At 33.3% G+C, this 18,956-nt stretch carries 17 protein-coding genes and 1 pseudogene; 6 read left to right on the top strand and 12 right to left on the bottom strand.

Going from position 1 to position 18,956, the window contains the following annotated elements; translation table 11 throughout:
• Positions 1-8 precede the first annotated feature (8 nt).
• The 3 genes from P177_RS08440 to P177_RS08430 all read right to left on the bottom strand — a co-directional run bounded on the left by P177_RS08440 (position 9) and on the right by P177_RS08430 (position 2,572).
• A complete protein-coding gene (locus P177_RS08440) occupies positions 9-395 on the bottom strand; it encodes a hypothetical protein (protein ID WP_036153886.1) in 387 nt (128 codons plus the stop codon).
• 299 nt (positions 396-694) lie between these two features.
• A complete protein-coding gene (locus P177_RS08435; RefSeq protein ID WP_036153884.1) occupies positions 695-991 on the bottom strand; it encodes a hypothetical protein in 297 nt (98 codons plus the stop codon).
• Between the two features lie 285 nt (positions 992-1,276).
• Positions 1,277-2,572 carry a hypothetical protein gene (locus tag P177_RS08430; protein WP_036153882.1) on the bottom strand — a complete coding sequence of 432 codons (1,296 nt, stop codon included), beginning with the start codon at positions 2,570-2,572 and terminating at the stop codon, positions 1,277-1,279.
• 674 nt (positions 2,573-3,246) lie between these two features.
• On the opposite strand from P177_RS08430, the gene P177_RS20480 reads away from it, so the two are divergent.
• Positions 3,247-3,378, top strand: a complete 132-nt coding sequence (locus P177_RS20480) for a hypothetical protein (RefSeq protein WP_262493312.1) — start codon at positions 3,247-3,249, stop codon at positions 3,376-3,378.
• 176 nt (positions 3,379-3,554) lie between these two features.
• Here P177_RS20480 and P177_RS08420 read toward each other — a convergent pair whose 3' ends face one another.
• Together P177_RS08420 and P177_RS08415 are read right to left on the bottom strand one after the other, a co-directional pair.
• Positions 3,555-3,836, bottom strand: coding sequence for a hypothetical protein (locus P177_RS08420; protein ID WP_036153878.1), 282 nt, complete (start codon positions 3,834-3,836; stop codon positions 3,555-3,557).
• Position 3,837: 1 nt separating this feature from the next.
• Positions 3,838-4,080, bottom strand: a complete 243-nt coding sequence (locus P177_RS08415) for a hypothetical protein (RefSeq protein ID WP_036153876.1) — start codon at positions 4,078-4,080, stop codon at positions 3,838-3,840.
• Positions 4,081-4,408: 328 nt separating this feature from the next.
• Between P177_RS08415 and P177_RS19375 the strand changes: the two genes are divergently transcribed.
• Both P177_RS19375 and P177_RS08405 read left to right on the top strand, forming a co-directional pair.
• A complete protein-coding gene (locus P177_RS19375; protein ID WP_051941765.1) occupies positions 4,409-5,338 on the top strand; it encodes a putative phage abortive infection protein in 930 nt (309 codons plus the stop codon).
• Positions 5,339-5,352: 14 nt separating this feature from the next.
• Positions 5,353-7,035, top strand: coding sequence for a DUF262 domain-containing protein (locus tag P177_RS08405; protein WP_036153874.1), 1,683 nt, complete (start codon positions 5,353-5,355; stop codon positions 7,033-7,035).
• Between the two features lie 181 nt (positions 7,036-7,216).
• Here the strand turns inward: P177_RS08405 and P177_RS08400 are convergent, their stop codons facing one another.
• Together P177_RS08400 and P177_RS08395 are read right to left on the bottom strand one after the other, a co-directional pair.
• Positions 7,217-7,810 carry a recombinase family protein gene (locus tag P177_RS08400; protein WP_036153872.1) on the bottom strand — a complete coding sequence of 198 codons (594 nt, stop codon included), beginning with the start codon at positions 7,808-7,810 and terminating at the stop codon, positions 7,217-7,219.
• Between the two features lie 35 nt (positions 7,811-7,845).
• Positions 7,846-8,370: an antirestriction protein ArdA gene (locus tag P177_RS08395; RefSeq protein WP_051941764.1), complete on the bottom strand. Its 525-nt coding sequence runs from the start codon at positions 8,368-8,370 to the stop codon at positions 7,846-7,848.
• A gap of 743 nt (positions 8,371-9,113) precedes the next feature.
• On the opposite strand from P177_RS08395, the gene P177_RS08385 reads away from it, so the two are divergent.
• Genes P177_RS08385 through P177_RS08375 form a run of 3 tightly spaced genes read left to right on the top strand, consistent with a single transcriptional unit; the run spans position 9,114 to position 10,119 of the window.
• A complete protein-coding gene (locus tag P177_RS08385) occupies positions 9,114-9,401 on the top strand; it encodes a hypothetical protein (protein ID WP_036153868.1) in 288 nt (95 codons plus the stop codon).
• A 1-nt stretch (position 9,402) separates the two neighbouring features.
• Entirely contained in the window at positions 9,403-9,723 is a 321-nt protein-coding gene (locus tag P177_RS08380) for a hypothetical protein (protein ID WP_036153866.1), read from the top strand.
• Between the two features lie 3 nt (positions 9,724-9,726).
• A complete protein-coding gene (locus P177_RS08375; protein ID WP_036153864.1) occupies positions 9,727-10,119 on the top strand; it encodes a hypothetical protein in 393 nt (130 codons plus the stop codon).
• A gap of 312 nt (positions 10,120-10,431) precedes the next feature.
• On the opposite strand, the gene P177_RS08370 is transcribed toward P177_RS08375, so the two are convergent.
• From P177_RS08370 to tilS, 5 genes and pseudogenes are all read right to left on the bottom strand, one after another.
• The gene (locus tag P177_RS08370; protein WP_036153863.1) at positions 10,432-12,231 is read right to left on the bottom strand and encodes a recombinase family protein; all 1,800 of its coding nucleotides are present in this window, start codon (positions 12,229-12,231) and stop codon (positions 10,432-10,434) included.
• Positions 12,232-12,286: 55 nt separating this feature from the next.
• Positions 12,287-13,132 (bottom strand): annotated as a pseudogene (locus P177_RS08365) (YifB family Mg chelatase-like AAA ATPase); the annotation flags it as partial.
• Between the two features lie 2 nt (positions 13,133-13,134).
• Complete coding sequence (locus P177_RS08360) at positions 13,135-15,528, bottom strand: penicillin acylase family protein (protein ID WP_036153861.1); 2,394 nt, start codon at positions 15,526-15,528, stop codon at positions 13,135-13,137.
• A 107-nt stretch (positions 15,529-15,635) separates the two neighbouring features.
• Positions 15,636-17,600, bottom strand: a complete 1,965-nt coding sequence (locus tag P177_RS08355; protein WP_036153859.1) for a protein-disulfide reductase DsbD family protein — start codon at positions 17,598-17,600, stop codon at positions 15,636-15,638.
• Positions 17,593-18,906, bottom strand: coding sequence for a tRNA lysidine(34) synthetase TilS (gene tilS, locus P177_RS08350; protein ID WP_036153857.1), 1,314 nt, complete (start codon positions 18,904-18,906; stop codon positions 17,593-17,595). Before tilS ends, P177_RS08355 begins: the two co-directional genes overlap by 8 nt.
• Between the last annotated feature and the right edge of the window lie 50 nt (positions 18,907-18,956).

Genomic DNA, 18,956 nt, shown 5'->3' with positions numbered 1-18,956 from the left:
AAGTATGATTATTTCTTAAACCAACCAGAACTAGCGTTGCAATTGTAGATATCCTTTATTTTGTCATTCTCTTTCTCAATTATGTATGCAAATCTGATGTTTCCATCATCACCGAAGAACTCGTAAGTACTATGACCGCTTACACACATCCCACATCGTCCGTACTTAAGGATCGTCTTATCAAAACCCTTTTCCTTGGCAAAATCAAATTGACCTTTTAAAAAGGCTAAAAACGACCATTTATCTTTCTCTTCGAAGTATTGGTCCTCGTTTAATAGCTTCTCAATAACAGTTGTATCCAGTTTTACGCATGCGTTTATAAAACTATTAATGATAGTTCTGGCTTCTGTTCCCTTTGAAGCTTGTTCCTTTACTTTCAATTTTATGAGTTCCATAATATTAAATATTGGTTAATAATTACTGCAATATTGAAGATTTAACGCTTAGATCAAAGCAAAGCATCATCTATTAGATTAGTTGTAACTAAAAAAGGATTAACGGATATTTAATGGTTTAACTAATATTTAATGTAGGATATACAACCAAAATTGATTTCTCTTACACTCTCTTAAGCTACCCCCGAAACAGCATTTTTAGCCTAAAAATCACTTCCGTTTTTCACACAGTACAAATATGCGTATTGTAAAATCGTTAAATTTTAATAAATACCATATCTACTTTTCACCTAGTCACTTTATTCAAATAAATCAGGGATGTCTTCAAAATCATCATCTTCAAATTCTTCAATATCTTTTGACTTAAGAACATCAATTAGTGACCTTTCTTGTTTCAACTCATTTTTATAATCTTGAATTTCACTTAATACCTTATAGTAGTTTTCTTCTTTTGTAACTTCAATAGGAAACTCACTCTCTCCCCCGTCTGTTGCTACAATAGCATAAATACTTCTCCTATTATAAATAATAGTGCTAATTCTAAAATTATCGCTTTCTAATTCCTCTAATCGATCAATAAACTCCAAAAATTTCATATGCTATTCTTAATATAAATTGTTATTATTTTCTATTTCACTTACATCATGGTTTAACTTCTAATATGTCCAGAAATTTCTTTAATTGTTTCCGGCAGCCGAATATTTATATTCCGTAAAAACGAACTTTTTTAAGCTCTTTTCAGTCAGTACCAATACGCCTATTGCAGAATCGTTAAAAACTCTACAATGATCATCAAAACTATTTGATCTATTCTCAACACCAGGTCATAACCATTTTTATTCTTAAACCAGACTTAAACATCTAGCCCCACACTTAATAATTTACGATACTTTTAATTTACATTTAAAGTCTATTTTTAACATCTCTTGTTTCATCAACTGCTCAACAAAATCCACATCGCTTTGCCTACAAATAATGCTATCATGCTTACTGGTACATTCTATGCCTAAATCCTGTAAGCTTTTCAACAAATGGTCTATATAAAGATTGCTCTCACAATTTTGCAACATTATAGATAGTTCTTTATACCCCTTTTGATATTTGATAGACTCCGAATATTTTATAAGCTCTGGATAAAGGTTTTCAAGCCCCTCCTTATAAATGTTTTTAGTATCGTTAGGTGCAAAAATTATTTTCATTAACCCTTTTTTAGCATCGTTCCTGTGTTCCAAGTTCAATTCTTTTTCAATATTCTCGTAAAGCTCCCCATTTTGAGCATCTTCGATAAATCTACCTAACAGACCATCATTCTTCATTAAGTTGGCAAGAATAGCATACTGGCTATTGACAGCATCAATCTGTTTTAGTTTATTTTCATTTGCTATCAATTCAAATATAAAATTAGGCATATTGGTAAGGTTCGTATCTAAACGTTGATTAGTTCTATTCCTACTAACGTATATATTACCAGAGCGAAGATTTTCAAGTGTTTGCTTATATGCTTTTTCCAAATTGCTACGTTTAAGAGCCCTATAAGAGTTGATGTCCATCATAAAATAATTGCCTTGATCCTCAATCAATGTTCGACCGAACTTGGAAGCTTTAATTATAGCTTTCGCAGTGTATGATGTGAATGTTTTAACACCATCCGTATACTTAATTCGCTCTTCCCCTATAGCGTAATTCTCCCGATACATTTCAGTGCTTACATCATATAATACCTGTTCTATGGCATCCTCCAACTTACTGTAGGGTATATAAAGATTTTCTATAAAATCCCTAGTCCTGCTTATTATAGCTCCGTCCTGCACATTATCAAGCCCTTTATAAGAAATATTGACTTTAACCGTCTCTTCGTTACCAAGAAAGTACTTTGATGGCACTCTGTAGAAAAGAGGTTTTTGTGCTTCCTCGCTAAAAATATCATCACATTCCACTATACCTGATTCCTTCAAAGGCTTAAGAAAAATTTGATATTTTGAGTTAAATACCTCACGAAAAAGGTTTCTACTATAGGAAACATATGTAGTAGGACTGTCACACTTATAATTACTATTAGTAATCAGATTATCGATAAAATAAAAAGCTTTCATCGTCTGAATATTTGACATGCCCAATTCAAGCACGTCATTACGCAAGCTTAACGGTAATACAATTTGTTTATAAAGTTTCGCCATAGGAATGGATTTGACACACCTATGGACTTAAAGGAAAGTTTATTATCTTTGGATCACGACAACTAAAGAAAACATTCTTTGACCTTATACCTCCTGGTGTAGGGTTTTTTTATGGAATAATAGCTGCAAAAATAGGGATTTTCTACGTTTTGTGCAATTTTTTTGATATAAAATTTTGATATGTAATATTTATTCACTATGTCTTAAAAATATAAAATTTATAAAACACTGAATATAAGATATTTGAGCGCTATCATAATATAAGTGCATTTTGAGCAAACCTGGCGAAAACCAATAAAATTTGATGCTAGAGAGGTGAAAACAAGCTAAAAATCCAAAAATCCCGAAAAAACCCCTTTAAGTTTCTTATGTTATATTAGTATAATAGAATAAGTAATAAATTATTTTATATATACTACCAACATGTGACCACCTTTTTACCCTCATTGAAAATAATTTTATTACTAATTTTAGACATGACCCACAACAACCTCAATGTCTCCATGATGCTCTTGCATGCCATACACGGGAACGGAAAGTTAATAGTTAGAGCAAACGGCAACACTGCAGTTGTTAGCTCCGGGGCATATACCGTGAACGGTCAGGAGAGAATAAGAAAGTCACTCACTGGCTACAAGAACCAAAATAGGATACATAAGCTTATGATGGGTCTTATGCAGAAGTACGGTTCGTTCGAGTACGAGGGCAAACAATATCAAATGAAGGGATTGGACCATTGGCAAAGTGATGGAACTTATAAGCTAGTAGCTAATGAAGAGCTAAAGCGGTCAGCGAAGTGGGGCTAAATAAAAAGACTCAATTTAAGCCGATCTAACAGATGATCTAATTGTACGAATACAATCTACTGCCTAAACAGGGATCATGCATCTAGTGTGACCTAAGGCACCAGAAACTATCAAAAACTACTTCTGACATGATATAACATGACTACATAAGCTTATTTAATCCTATTAGGGAAATACTAATCTTCTGCCAGGCCTTCTTCAATAGCGGTAAATCCTCCATTCTCTAAAAAGGTAGCTGTCAATTCTGTTCGGTCAAAGAATATATCGCCATTAAAGGAATGAATGTTTAATATATAAGGTTCATACCTATGGATTTCCAATCCAAGGTTTAAAAAATCATCTACATATAAGGTAGGCTTACCCAACGCTATATAAAAACGAATATGTTCACAATTTCTATTCCTAAGAAGAAACCTTAAAACCTTATCCTTTAATTTTGCTCTTTCCAGTCCATCCATTTTAAAGCTTATTAATATCTATACTACCTGCGTACCTATCCAACGTCTCACCAGTTTTAAAGTGCCCCTTAGCAACGATCTTATTCGTATTGACATCTAGCTCCACTTCGACAAAGAAATCATACAGAGCGTATAAGGAGAACTTTTGTTTAGGTCCAATATGATGTGTAAGGAAAGTACCATTTTGCCAAAGGTCGTTCCATTGATTAGTATCAGATAGCATCATGTATTCGTATAGACCCATGCTTAAAAATACTGTATATCTTAGTTTAATGAAACCCTCCGATACATTTTTATTATGGCTGTTAATTGCATTGACGATATTAGCAGTGATATACTATTTAATACACCAGTTATTGGGGTTTAATAAAGTGAGCTATTTTATCCTATAATATTTTTTTAATAATCGTTTCAATATCACAATACTCTAGTAATTATTTTAGGCACTCTTGAAGAGTACATCAAGTTAATAACTACTAGTAACTCCATTTGTAAGAGGTTACTAACGGCTTTATTTTTGTATAAGCAGTTTTAACTAACTGATTAATCAATTCATTTCTATCGTGAATATTATGAGTTTAAATTTAGAGAGTGAAATTAGTGAAGCTTCAATTAGAATTCAATCTCGACAAGCTGAGATAAATGAAGAGATAATAGCTTTAGAAGTTAAAACCAAATCTTACACTGGTTGGGCATGGGGATTTGTGTGGGCAGGTTTCGTCTTATCTATCATATCAGTAATTCTCTACATCTGCAAAAACACTGATGCAGGTTTTGGTTTAAACTTATTAGGGGATTTTTTAGGAGGCAGTGTAGCCTCGTTATGGTCATTAGCTGGATTGTTTCTGATTTATGTAGCGTTTTTAGGTCAAAAACAGCAACTTTTAAATCAGCAACTTGAAATTATGTATAACCAATTAGAAGTTAAGTATACAAGATTGGAATTAGCAGGACAAAAGGAAGAGATGAAATTGCAAAACCAAACTCTACTTAATCAAAAATTTGAAAATACTTTCTTTCAGCTTCTAACCTTGTTTAATAGTATAATAGACTCCTTGGACTTAAGAAATAAAGAATCTAAACAAATTATATCTACTGGCAGAGATTGCTTTTACGACTTTTATAAACGTTTTACATCCCATGTAGCTAGACATGGCGGAAACAAAGAAGATATCCCTATTCAGTACGTTATTAAAGCTTATAATATAGTGTATGATGGTAACAAAGCTGACTTAAGTCATTACTTTAGAACTATTTATCACATATTTAAATTTATTAATGATTCTGAAATAGATAATAAAAATAGGTATGCATCTATTGCTAGAGCTCAACTATCCAGTTTCGAACAAATCTTATTATTTTATAATTGCCTACATGAAAATGGGCTAGATAAATTTAAACCTCTTATTGAAAAATATAGAGTTTTTAAAAATATAGATGATTCATTACTTATAAGTATAAGTCATAAGTTGGAATACAAGCCATCAGCATTTGGTAAATAATAAAATAATATAAAATGAGTCAATTAGATAAAATCGATATATCACTTAAAGGAATAGGTCAATACTTGAAATTAAAAGGACTTATGGTTCCTAAGTATCAAAGAGATTATGCCTGGGAAGAAAAGCATGTTAATGATCTTTTATTTGACATTTCAAATGCCCTTCAAAACGAAGAGAAAGAGTACTTTATCGGGTCTATAGTTGTTAAAAACAATGAAAATAATAGATCCGAAGTTGTTGATGGACAGCAAAGACTTGCAACAATCACCATACTTATTAACAGTATTAAGTCAATATTTGAAAAAGAAGGGAATCTTAAAAAAGCTAATCAAATATCTAATGATTTTTTAATGACTCATGAACTTAGATCAGAAGAAGACGTACCTAGGTTGTTCTTAAACGAAAATGACCATGATTTCTTCTTTTCACATGTTTTAAATGATAATGTCAATTTAAGCACTAAAAAAGAAGTCCGTCTAAGTCATCAAAAATTACTCGATGCAAAAAAAGTTATAGAAAATAAATTATCACAAATCTTAGACGCCAATAATCAGAATTCTGATGTATTGATTGATTGGGTTATTTATATTGAAAATAATGTAAAAGTTATTTGGGTAGAAGTTCCTGATTACTCAAATGCCTTTACAATTTTTGAAACGCTTAACGACAGAGGACTAGACTTAGCAATTTCTGATTTATTAAAGAATTATCTATTTCATAAATCGGCAAGTGCGATAAAACAGGCCCAACAAAATTGGATTACTATGGTTAGTGTTTTAGAGGCTGCAGATAGTAATTCAACGGTCGTTCCATATATTAAATATTTATGGGCTTCCTATCATGGAAACGTTCGAGAAAAAGAACTTTATAACAAAATTAAAGAAACCGTTAAAACCAAAACTAAAGCTCTTGAATTCTCAAACCAGCTCTCTGACAATTCAAATCTTTATACTGCACTTCTCTATGCGGATAACCACTATTGGTCAGATTATGGTACGTCTACAAGACGTAATATTCGTACGATTAACGAATTGGGTATGGTACAAATAAGACCTTTGTTACTTTCGATGCTACCAAAGTTTGACAAAAAAGAATCAGAGAAATCCCTGGCATCAATTGTTTCATTAATTGTACGACTAATAGTTTCAGGAACTTTAAGTAGTGGAGTTTTCGAAAGACAATTTTCAATTACTGCAATGAAAATCCGTAATGAAGATATTCGCAATCAAATTGAGCTTTTAGAAAGTTTAAAGGTAATTACACCAAGTGATGAAAGATTTAAAGAAGCATTTCAAACATTTACTATTTCCAACTCCTCTATTGCAAAATATCTTCTATCAACAATTGAAAACTATCGAAGAAACGACAAAGGTGCTGAGCTAATACCAAACAACGATGAAACCATTGTAAATCTGGAACATATCCTCCCAAAAAAATTGAATGAAGAGTGGATGGCATTTGATGAAGATGAGCATAAATTATATTTCAAGCGATTGGGTAATCAGACAATTCTAAACTCACGAAAGAACTCACGGATCGGAAACAAAAGCTATATTGAAAAGACACCAATCTTCTTAGATTCAGAATTTATTATTACCAAAGAAATCGGTAAATACTCAGAGTGGAATAAAGAATCAATTAATTCTAGGCAGAATCAATTTGCTTCTGACGCCATAAAATGTTGGAAAATGAAATAAAATTATCATTAAAAAGATTACGTTAAATTCCTACTTTAATATTTCTAACTTCATAACTTAGGAGAAGGTACCCTCAACCAACCCTACCCCTCTGTATCTAATTTTTACTTACCCCCCCCTTAAAATCTAGGGAGGAAAACATCAAGAACGGAATGGACTAAAAAATATCAAAACAAGAAGTTTATATAGAAACCTTTTGAAGGCAGTCTTTTACTTTCTGTACCGTTCCCAGAGAGACGTCGCAAAGCTTAGCTGTATTTCTTAAGCTCTGCCCCTCCTTGAGACGTCTAATAACATTGGGATACTTTGCCAGCACTTGATCAACAGACTCGCTGGAACCTCTTATACGCCCCTTGTAAAGCCCTTTTGCTTTAGCTATCTCGATTCCTTCCCGTTGCCGCTCAAGCATAGTATTACGTTCCATCTCCGCTATGTTTGCCAGGACCGAAATGATGAGCTTAAATGCTGGGTTCGGTTTGCCATCAACAAGAGATTCTATCCCAAGGTTTTCTACCTTAAGCTTTATGTAGTTATCATCGAAGTGCTGCAATGTCGTCAGGATATCTATTAAGTTTCTACCCAAGCGATCTATAGCATGTACGGTAATGTATTTTACCTCTTTATCATTAAGTAAATTAATACCTTCTGGACGTTCTTTAAAGGGCACAGAGCCACTAATTATATCAATGTATAGCTTTTCATCTGGATGCTGTTTTATAAGCTGTCGTTCAAGCTTCTGGTCAGGTGTACTTATTCTTATATATCGTGCTTTCATAGGAGATGGTAAAGCCCTCCGAAGAGGGCGTAGCTTTAAAGGTTTCTGAAATAGTGGTTGTTACTGGCTGAATAATCATACATAACATCCCTGGCTGTTCTTTCCCAGTCTATATGTATATAATTAGGAAGATTCTTTGGTATATCACCACAGCCTTCTAAAAGCTCCTGCACGAAGTCTTCATCACTGGAGTACTCACCGGAATAAGCTTCTTCCACTTTAGCGATAATATCTTCTATAACTTCATCATTATAACCGTAGCCAACCAGGTAAGCTTCCAGAACTTCCTCATCGTAACTAGAATCCTCAATAGCTTGAAGTATCTCAAATATGTCTTTCGATATATAACCCTCAGAGATTAGGTCCAAAGAGTTAATCAAATCTGGGACCTCGTAGTCCTGGAACATAAACTCTGGATCTTCTTCATCTTTGTGAAGCTCCCTAATGTCATTGTAAAATTCTTCCAGGTCGGAATAGTCGGATAGGTTTATCCATTTTCCATGAAGACTTCCTTCGTTGTACTTACCATAAGTACCAACATAAACACTTAAATTTGTCATGTCAAGATTTTTAATTTGCGTTAAACGTTTTGATTTTTAAGCCTTGTGGAGTTCCATTCCGCAGGGCTTTTTTTGTCTCATTTAAAGATCCGACAATTAGTAATGTGATCCTAATTTAGGGTGGGTGTATTTAGTACATTTCGATCAACTACAAAATGCAACGATCAACTACTTAAAAGTGTATCACGATTAGGGCTTGCCCCAAAATATGCTATTGATGAAATAGATGGAAAAGACAAATTAGTTCCTATGGGTTTGAAGATTATTCAGCTAATCCATATTGAATTAAATAATAAAGCATAATCTAATGGAAAACAGTTAGCGATAAAATACACAGTGCACCTTTCACACCACACAACATTTGTAAATTTTTCCGGTACAGTTTCTAAACTCTCTTAAACATTTAACCGTCAACCACAAACTAAAGAGTGAGTCTCTTTTATGATAATATATAGGTATTATCCATCAAGTATATGTACCTAACAAAATATATTCCATCTTTAATGAATCTGACTTTTTTAGCATTAAACTTAATTAACCAATTCAATAGACCTTAAGTTCCTGTAATATTTTTAAAATAAAATCGTTATTCAATGGTACTAATAATTAAGGAGCCACTGTAGTGTAAATTACATTTTATAAAACTTAATTAAGTCAGAAAAAAAAAAAAAAACGAGTTTGTTTTAGAATTAAACAAATATCATGATACATATTATGCTGAATTGAAATTAAAATGAACACATATGTTTGGAATATTTAAAAAACAACAGAGACTTAGCTCTCCAGAAGACAAGTTAAAACATGATATGCGAAAAAATATCGAGAACATGGCACTTCTTCATTACGATGAAAGTCCAATGAAAGGCACACCATTAGAGGGAATGGCTCTAGTAGCAGGTATATCCCAAACTAAAGAGTACTTTGTAAAGCGGTCGATTTCTATTTCACAACACTATGGTGTTAGTAGAGAAAATACAATTTTGATAATTGAAAATTGTGCAAAAATGGTTCATAAAGATTTTATAGAATAACATGAAATATCACTATTCAAAAAGCAAGTTTTCAAATCAGTTTTTTTTTAAAAAAATACAATCTGCAACCCTGGAACATACAAGCGGAGTATTTCAGATTTCTGTAACACCCTATTTTCATTACTCTGGAAAATATCACATTCAATCTGTAGCTCAAAAAGACAATGAACGTACAATATATTTAACGATAAAATCTCAAGATATGGAAGTTTCTTTTGAAGATATCAGTCCATTTAACAAATACTTTGTTTCAATATCTCATGACGGAAAAAAAGCAATGGTCTTTACCGAAGACGCTAATGGTATAATTTTAAAATCGTAATTAATGACTTTTATATTTATTATAGTTTGTGTTCTTGGAGTATGGTTCGTTTTAGACAAAAAAGAAGAAGTCGACAAAGTGAAAAATCAAGGAGGTCTTTATCTAAAATATAAAGAGCTTATTGACCATTTCTTAACAATACCAAATATCAAAGTAGAGAAAAAAAATAATACTTCAATTATTCTAGCTGTCAAAGACCCAAACGTTGTAACACGATTCACAGTAGGACATGGTTTCGAAGATGTTTCTGTTTTTTGGAATCATCATAGTACAACTTTTGGAAAACACTCTTTAAATTGGAGCTTTCCTGAAGGTTTACCACAATCACAAATGATTAACACCATTGAAAACGAGCTGGAAATTTACCAAAGAAACTTGTTGAGCAATGGCTTTTGAAATAGTATCGAATAAATGCGGTATTTAATAATCAATAGTGTAGTCGGACAAAGCTTAGCCAAATATTGCTAGAGTATTGGGCATTCTATTTCTATTACTCTTGTTCTCATCACATACACCATCAGAAGTATCCAGTGTTTATATCTGTAAGGGAAAGTATAGCAAGAAATACCATTATAATAAGTCATGCAGGGGTTTATCCAACTGCTCCACCCAAATATACCAGGTAGAGCTAAATGAAGCTAAAAGAGTCGGTAGGACGTTATGCGGATGGGAAGATTAAACAACTTAAAATATTAAACAACCAAACATCTATACTTGATAAGTTCTAAGAAGCTCTAATGTTTGACTAATTTTTTTTTCGGTAAAATACCTTCGGTTTTCGTATTTCCATAATACAAGAGAGTTTTGGTTTAAATCAAACAAAGCTATATAATTAAAGTCCACTATAAAGGTCCTATCTGGTATTGGTAATTTGAACTTTAATTCTAATTTAAATGTTCTTTTTTCAAAATCATAGTTTATAAATATTCTTTCGATATACTTATTTAACAATCTTCTCTTCTCATTATAACTTACACTAAAATCTAAACTTCTTAAAGTAGGTTGTATAAAATCCCATATTTCTCTTTTATCCCTATAAAACTCTCTTGCATCTGGTGAATCTTCTAACATATTTAACTGCAGATCTTCCCCTAATTCGCTTAGTAAATTTCTTTCATTACCTAACTCTAATAACTCCTCTTCATCCCTATTAAGTTTTTCATTAATGTTATTTTCTTCATCAGAAATTGTCTTTCTAATACTAGCGACCTCATTCTCTTCAAGAGTACCATTTATAACAGCCAAGACCATCCTTTTTCTTTTTTCTACTACCTTAGATAATTCTTTTTTATTTTTGTCAATTAGCTTGGCAAGTTCTTTTTTCCTTTTTCCTGAATCCCCTTCTGCTATACTCTTCACCATATCATCATATAGTGTCATATCCAAAAACATAGTTTGCCAGATTATTGAATCAAGAACATCAATATTAATCGAACGATTATTACAGGTTGAATGTTTATATCTTTTACTAGAACACATATAATAATTATCCTTTTTACTTAATCTCGTGCGTCCATAATAGTTACTCCCACAAACGCTACACTCCAAAATACCTTTTAACATGTATTTATGTTCTACGTTCTTACCCTTATTGTTCACATTATTCTTTAAATTATTATTAACTTTTAACCAATAGCTTGGAGTAACTATTTGAAGTTCCGGCAACTCGATTATTATTTCAGGGTCAATTGGTCTACCTCCTTTTCTTCTTTCTCTATTCTTCTTCGAATTATGCTTGTTCCATATTCTAATACCCTTATAAATTGGATTTACTATAATACCTCTAACGGTACCCCCAGCCCAATTAACAGACTTTTTATCTTTGACCGTCTTTTTATCTGTATATTTATTTCGGACAACTATTGTTCCCTCTCCAATAGTGTTATATCTTGTGGGAACGTCTTCGTCATTCAGTATACCAGCAATTGACCTAGTACCTTTTCCTTCAAGAGAAAGTTTATAAATACGTTTAACAACTTCGGCTTCCTCTTCATTTATAATAAACATTCCGTTAGCATCAGTTTTATACCCATATGGCGTTATGCCAAATGCTTTTCCCTCTAATGCATTTCTCTTAAGAATTGATTTAACTTTCAATTTTGTAACATCAACATGAAGGACATCAGTAGCACTTAAAACCTTACCCATGAAGTCCATATAAGGATCAGACCAATCGAATTTACCGTTATCAAAATAAAGTTCTATATTTTTTTTTCTTACTGCAGAAAGAAAACTTAACCTAGTAGACTCACTCCTATAAAGCCTACTAGCGTCAAATGCATAAACCACAGTTATTAAACCTTTTTTATTGGTTAAATCCTGTATTAGTTCGAAAAAGGCTGGTCTTTTTTCTAAACTCCATGTACCACTTACACCTTCATCTGTAAAATGCTTAAAGTTTAATCCAAGCTTATCAGCAAGAGCTTCCCCTCTAAGCCTTTGGTCCTTTATACTCCTATCTTTACCTTCTTCTTTCTCTCTTGAAATTCTGGAATATATTGCAAGCATAAAATTATAGTTTAGGCCTAAGATACAGCTAATTCAATCAATTGTACACATAAGATAGAGCAACGTCTGAAATGGTATGATGTGGACTTCTAAATGGCCGCTGACTCATCAACCCCATATTCTTGATTTTACCGACTACACTATGAATTTTAGTGGTTTCTAAAGCTTCATGCAAGGTCATAGGAGGTAAAATAGAAGGCAGCCTTTTTGCTAACATCGTTTTACCGGCACCTGGTGGACCAATTAAAATTATATTATGACCGCCAGCAGCGGCAATCTCCATACAGCGCTTAATGCTTTCTTGTCCTTTAACATCCGAGAAATCAAATTCTGGGAAGTCTAAACTTTTATAAAACTCTTCTCGTGTATCAATAATGGTTTGCTCTAGTGGCACTCCTTGATCAAAGAATTCTAGCACCTGCTTAATATTATCTATTCCATATACTTTTAAATCTCCAACAATCGCTGCTTCTTTAGCATTGGCTGTTGGTAAGATAAAACCAGTAAAACCTTCTTCCTGCGCCTTAATAGCTATTGGCAGAGCTCCTTTTATAGGTTGCAGACTACCATCTAAAGACAATTCGCCCATGATGATATACTTCTCTATATTCTCTGATTTTATCTGACTAGATGCTGCTAAAATACCAATTGCCAAGGTAAGATCATATGCAGAACCTTCTTTCCGAAGATCTGCAGGTGCCATATTTATAGTAATTTTTTTACCTGGAATTTTATATCCGTTATTCTGTAGTGCAGCAGCTATTCTATAATTACTCTCCTTAATTGCATTGTCAGGCAACCCTACTAAATGATAGCCAATTCCTTTATCGATATTTACTTCAACAATAATGGTAGTGGCTTCTACACCAAATACCGCACTCCCATAAACTTTTGTAAGCATTTTTAATCCTTTGGCTTAAATGTAAGGATTTCTTTACTCTTTTGAATTTCTGCCTTATTCATCATCATTTTACGGAACTCTCCGTTGACGTACATTTCCGCTTGATCTCTATAATGTTTACTAAACGGATTACCAGATTGCCCGGTAGGCAAAATGCTAATACTATTTTCTACATCTGAAAAATCTACAAGTCTTCTAGTAGAAGGACCTACATTAGTTTTGTAAAAACCTGTTTTATCGTACGAGAATGCCAAGTTGTTTATTACTTCTCTTGTTCCATTAACGGGAAATGGACCAACATTAAAAAAGGAACGCAAAGCGGCTATTTGACCAATAGGATGGGGATGTTCAATACTATGTACTCTCTCCCAACGCCAATTACTCATATTATTACCAAAATCTTTCTCTAAAGAAGCTATGGCGTCCATAAAAGATGTATTCACGATGTCTGCCATGCTTTCTTGAACGTTGGAAGTATTTAAATTGTCTAACCATACGGATTCTTCATCCTTAGATAACGGAGCTATTAACCGTTTAATAAAGTGGGTATTTATAAGTTGATTGAATAAATCCTCATCTAATTCATCTTTAAACGTATTTTCTAAAAAATAATAAACCCATCTATTATATATAGTTGCTTCAATTGAAGATAGCTTGTAATCTCCTGTCCACATTTTTAAACTATCAATCGCTTTTAATCCATTTTCACTTAATAAAGCAACATCTAAGTATTTAGATAAATTGGTTACAATTTCTGGATCTACAGATGAAACAACATCAGTAATCATTTCGCTTGCCGAATCTAAATTCCAATCATTTTTAGGCTCTAAAAGTTGAACTATTCGCTTTCCTCTATTTTCTGGCAAATAGTAACCAGGGTAAAGGATACCAGCAATAGAATCGGGTTGGTTATTAGCAGAATACACATAGTTGCTTGGTGGATTTATAGCCTGCGGATTTTCGTTAAATGGTATAAATTCTTTTTCTACAGGAAGCCCTTCTCCTACTTCAAAAATCAACTTTGTATTTACTGAATCTGGAATATTATATAGTTGCGCAGTAGCAAACCAAGCTACATTACCTTCATTATCGCCGTACATAATATTCAATCCCGGTGCATGAATTTTCGGTAATGCTTTCTTGAATTCTTTAAGATTGTTAGAATGGCTTAAACCAAATAATGCATCTATTACTTTATTTTCCATTTGAGTGTATAACCAAGACATAGCAATTGGTCTTTCTCCCTGTACTTGATCGGCGATACCATTTAAAATTGGTCCGTGAATTGTTTTTTTATAGGTAAACTCAACATCAGAAGAATCTTTAACTTTAAAAGATTTCGTTATAATTTCATAGTCTACATATCCATTTTCAGATAAATATTGATTCTCATTATCAGGGTTATTCTCTTCAAAATAAAAATCAACATCATCATTCTCGAACATAGTTAGACCATAGGCAACGTTTCTATTATGCCCTAATAACGGAAATGGTATACCTGCAATATGATAACCATACTTAGAATATGTTGGTGTCTCTATATGCGCCTCAAACCAAACCGAAGGCTGTGAGAAACCAATATGAGGATCATTGGCAAAAATGACTTTACCATTCTTAGTTTTTTCTGGAGCAATAACCCAGCTATTACTACCTTCAAACAAAGGAATATCCAACACACTTAAAGCCTTGTTTACAGAAGCCGAAAGGTTATTTTGAATAGTGTCTGATGTGGTTGGGTTATAGTTCTTAATCCATTCCGTTTCCACACTTGACCCTACATGTAAACCATTTAAATACTCAGGTCCTAATTTGGCATTTATAGTGGTTAAAAGAGGATCTGTTTTATGGGCCATAGCAAAACTAAAAGCCATATATCCTATAGTGTTATAGACGTCTTCTAAAACGAATTCTTTTTTATCTATACCTGTTAGATAAAACTCTACCGGTGTTGGCCCTTCTTTTATAAATTGATTGATACCGTCTAAGTAAGCTTTAGCCAAAATAACACCTTCATCGTTCTCATCTGCATTACTTGCTGTCACTTTAGAAGCATCTGCAATACCTAGTGATAAAAAGAATTTATCAGTACCTATTAAATCCGCACCAAAAACTTCTGACAAACCGCCACTGGCAATTCTTCTAAGAAGTTCCATTTGCCAAAGTCGGTCTTGAGCATGTACATACCCTAAAGTTCTAAAGGCATCTTTTTCATTGGCTCCGTATATATGCGGAACACCAAATTCATCATAATAGACATTTACCTCTTGCTCAAGATCTGCAAGTTCTTTTTCACCAGAATAATCTGGTTTTAAAGTATATGCAAATAGTCCGACAACAATAATCAGAAGGGTAATAATAACCAATAGGAAAGCTCCTATTTTTTTAAGTGTTTTCATAGTTCAGTTTGGGGGAATTGTTCCCAAGTTAAAACTATTTTTTACATTAAACACCTCGTAGCTCTGCTTTTTATTGACAAGTAATCAACATCCTACAAAACTACCTACTAGTCATTATTTCGTAATCCTTCTAGCAACCAATTTTTATAGGTTGGTATATCAGTATTTTGAATAGATGTGTTCAACACTTTTAAATCTGGAGAAAGTAACACATAAAAAGGCTGAGAAATAGAACCAAAATTCACATCTTGAAAAGTACCCCATTTTTGGGCAATGTTATTAATTTCCTTTACACGACCACTATCAAACTGAAAATTAAATTGTTCAGTTTCTGGCAGTTCTTCCCTATCATCAGTATATAATGATATAAGGACATAGTTTTCTTTTATAATCGGAAAAACCTCTGAATCGCTCCATACATTTTCTTCCATCTTTCTACAGTTTACACATGCCCAACCTGTAAAATCTAATAGAATAGGTTTATTTACTTCTTTTGCATACGCTAAACCTTCATCAAAGTCTTTATAGCAATCAATACCTAATGGGCAATCGCTCTCTTGCTCAAAGATGCTGTAAAATTCAGGAGGAGGAAATCCGCTTAACAATTTTAAATTGGTGATATTGGTAACCCCTAAAATCATGTAAATAGTAAATGCAGCACTTACAAAAGCTGCTACTTTTCTACTCAGCGATAACTTTTTAACCGGACCATCATGTGGAAACTTATATAACCCGAATAAGTATAAAGTCATTGCTATACCCAGCACTATCCAAATACCTAAAAAGACCTCACGCTTTAGTATACCCCAATGCCCAACTAAATCTGCATTAGATAAGAATTTTAAAGCCAAACCTATTTCTAAAAAGCCTAATACCACTTTTACCGTGGTCATCCATCCACCAGATTTTGGAAGTGAATTTAACCACGCAGGGAATAACGCAAATAGTGCAAACGGCAATGCTAATGCTACGCCAAAACCCGTCATACCAGCAGTAAGATTAGACGCAACTTCCCCTTCCGCCAAGGTGGTACCCCCAAGCAACCCTCCTAGTATAGGACCAGTACAAGAGAAAGACACAATTGCCAAGGTAACAGCCATGAAAAAGATTCCTAAGACACCACCTACTTTTGTTGATGCGTCATCCATTTTATTTGCCCAAGAGCTTGGCAACGTTAGTTCATAGTACCCAAAAAAGGAAAAGGCAAAAAATATGAAGATTACGAAGAACAATAAATTCAACCATACATTGGTTGCGATGGAATTTAAAATTTGAGAATCTACCGAGTCGAACAAATGAAAAGGCAGACTCAATAAAAAGTAAATAAGTATTATAAAGAAACCGTATAAAAGCGCATTAATTATTCCTTTAGATTTTTTCTGGGAGTGCTTGGTAAAAAAAGAAACCGTTAAAGGTATCATTGGAAAAACACACGGAGTCAACAAGGCTATTAATCCGCCAAGAAAACCTAAGCCAAAAATAACCCAGATACTGGTTGTCTCTGCAATGCTATCTTGTCCTTGAGTAAGAAGTTCCCTATTCTTTAAATCTAATCGTAACTCTTGCCCTAAAGCTAAGCTTCTATCGTCTACTGTAGTTACAACTTCTTGAGCAGCTGAACCATCTAATGTAAACGTGAATTTTTTATCCATAGGGATACAAACCTCTTCACATACCTGAAAAAACAAGTCAACATCTATCTGATTTATGGCCGGATCCAATATTTTAATTCGCTGCGTAAATGTTGCATTTTCTTTGAAATAAGTTTCCTCAACCTCAAAAATTTCACTGTATTCTTTTATTGTTTCACTTTCCGTGGTTCCGTCTATTAATTCATAAATAGTTCCATTTCCATTATAAGTAAATTCACTAGGTAGAGAGCCAAATTCTGAAGTAAATTGAGAGTACATATGCCAGCCATCTAAAATTTTAGCCTGCATTACCAATTCATATTCCGATTCTGAAATTTTGTTGACCTGCTGTTCCCAAACCACCGGTTCATCTTCTGTTTGCGCAAAAATGCTGAACGGAAAGACTACAATAAAAAATAATAAAGCAAAAAATCTAATCATGTAATTCTATTTTTAAAATCTCTTGAGCGGTATCTGAAACCCTAAAACGATGATCCGCACGCATACCAATTACCCAAACAATTTGCTCGCCTGAGCATAACAACCAAGTTTTTTCTTTAGACAAAACGTCTACTTTCTCATCTTTAAAAAACTTAGATAATTTCTTTTTACGATTTAATCCTATCGGATAAAAATAGTCGCCCGTTTTCCATTTTCTTACCGTCAACGGATATTTTAGTAAACTCTTTTGAACAAAAATCTCACTATTCGTATTATCCAAACGTTCAGAAACGACCGAAAATTTTAAATTCACGGATAGGTTCAAAGGTACTTCTTCTTCAGTAATGAAATACTCCTGCCTTTCTAATTTACTTTCATCTTTAGCTGACAAAATCAATACCTCACGATTTTTAACCAGCACATGAGAACTAGATACCAATTGTTTACCCGAAAGTCCGTCTAACAATGCCTCTAAATTTTCCATCTCCTTGAATCCGTAAGAACTGAACAAACCAAATAAATAGGTAGACAAAGGCTTTAATTCTTTCAACTGTGAGATGTTCACTTCTTGCCTTTCGCCTTTTTCAACAAAGAGTTCTTCTTTAAGTTTTTCAAGGTATGCCGATGCAATAACATCGGTTTGTCCTAAATAATCTAAGGTACTTTTAAAATTATTTGAAAAAGTAGGATGCAGTTCATTCAACTTCGGAATGATCTCTAGTCTAATTTTGTTACGTAAATATTTTGCATCGGCATTACTGGCATCTTCACGCCATTTCATTTTTTTTACCTGTGCAAAAGATTCAAGTTCTTGCCTGGTAAAAGGCAACAAAGGCCTTCGTATATCATTTATTTTAGCAGGAATGCCCGTTAAGCCATCAATACCAGTACCTCTTGATAAATTGATCAAAAAAGTTTCTAAATTATCATTGGCATGATGTGCTGTCAATAGATAAGCACTATTATGCTCTTTTAACAACTGATCAAACCAAGCATAACGCAGTTCTCTTGCTGCCATTTGCACAGAGACCTTGTGCTGATTAACATAACCAAGCGTATCAAAGTGAGTTACAAAAAAGGGTTTATCTATTTTTTTGGCATACTGCCGCACAAAATTTTCATCACCATCACTGGCTTTTCCTCTTAAATTAAAATTACAATGCACTATAGAAAAACTCAAATTTATTAGATGGCACAATTCTACGAGTACAGAACTATCAAGACCACCACTGCATGCAATGATGAAATGAGAATCTAGCAATTCTGGAAAAGAATCTTCAATATGTTTTTTGAATGCATTTAACACAAAACAAAGGTAACGAAGTCCTATAATTTAAATAGAAAGCCTAAGAATAA

The sequence above is a fragment of the Maribacter forsetii DSM 18668 genome, from assembly GCF_000744105.1.
Taxonomy (GTDB): Bacteria; Bacteroidota; Bacteroidia; order Flavobacteriales; family Flavobacteriaceae; genus Maribacter; species Maribacter forsetii.
Note: the sequence above shows the minus strand (reverse complement) of the source record. Positions and strands in the feature narration are given on the sequence as shown.

Coding starts and splice junctions, on each gene's coding strand:
- P177_RS08440 (WP_036153886.1), bottom strand. CDS start 395: ATGGAACTCATAAAATTGAAAGTAAAGGAACAAGCTTCAAAGGGAACA.
- P177_RS08435 (WP_036153884.1), bottom strand. CDS start 991: ATGAAATTTTTGGAGTTTATTGATCGATTAGAGGAATTAGAAAGCGAT.
- P177_RS08430 (WP_036153882.1), bottom strand. CDS start 2,572: ATGGCGAAACTTTATAAACAAATTGTATTACCGTTAAGCTTGCGTAAT.
- P177_RS20480 (WP_262493312.1), top strand. CDS start 3,247: ATGCAGAAGTACGGTTCGTTCGAGTACGAGGGCAAACAATATCAAATG.
- P177_RS08420 (WP_036153878.1), bottom strand. CDS start 3,836: ATGGATGGACTGGAAAGAGCAAAATTAAAGGATAAGGTTTTAAGGTTT.
- P177_RS08415 (WP_036153876.1), bottom strand. CDS start 4,080: ATGGGTCTATACGAATACATGATGCTATCTGATACTAATCAATGGAAC.
- P177_RS19375 (WP_051941765.1), top strand. CDS start 4,409: ATGAGTTTAAATTTAGAGAGTGAAATTAGTGAAGCTTCAATTAGAATT.
- P177_RS08405 (WP_036153874.1), top strand. CDS start 5,353: ATGAGTCAATTAGATAAAATCGATATATCACTTAAAGGAATAGGTCAA.
- P177_RS08400 (WP_036153872.1), bottom strand. CDS start 7,810: ATGAAAGCACGATATATAAGAATAAGTACACCTGACCAGAAGCTTGAA.
- P177_RS08395 (WP_051941764.1), bottom strand. CDS start 8,370: ATGACAAATTTAAGTGTTTATGTTGGTACTTATGGTAAGTACAACGAA.
- P177_RS08385 (WP_036153868.1), top strand. CDS start 9,114: ATGTTTGGAATATTTAAAAAACAACAGAGACTTAGCTCTCCAGAAGAC.
- P177_RS08380 (WP_036153866.1), top strand. CDS start 9,403: ATGAAATATCACTATTCAAAAAGCAAGTTTTCAAATCAGTTTTTTTTT.
- P177_RS08375 (WP_036153864.1), top strand. CDS start 9,727: ATGACTTTTATATTTATTATAGTTTGTGTTCTTGGAGTATGGTTCGTT.
- P177_RS08370 (WP_036153863.1), bottom strand. CDS start 12,231: ATGCTTGCAATATATTCCAGAATTTCAAGAGAGAAAGAAGAAGGTAAA.
- P177_RS08360 (WP_036153861.1), bottom strand. CDS start 15,528: ATGAAAACACTTAAAAAAATAGGAGCTTTCCTATTGGTTATTATTACC.
- P177_RS08355 (WP_036153859.1), bottom strand. CDS start 17,600: ATGATTAGATTTTTTGCTTTATTATTTTTTATTGTAGTCTTTCCGTTC.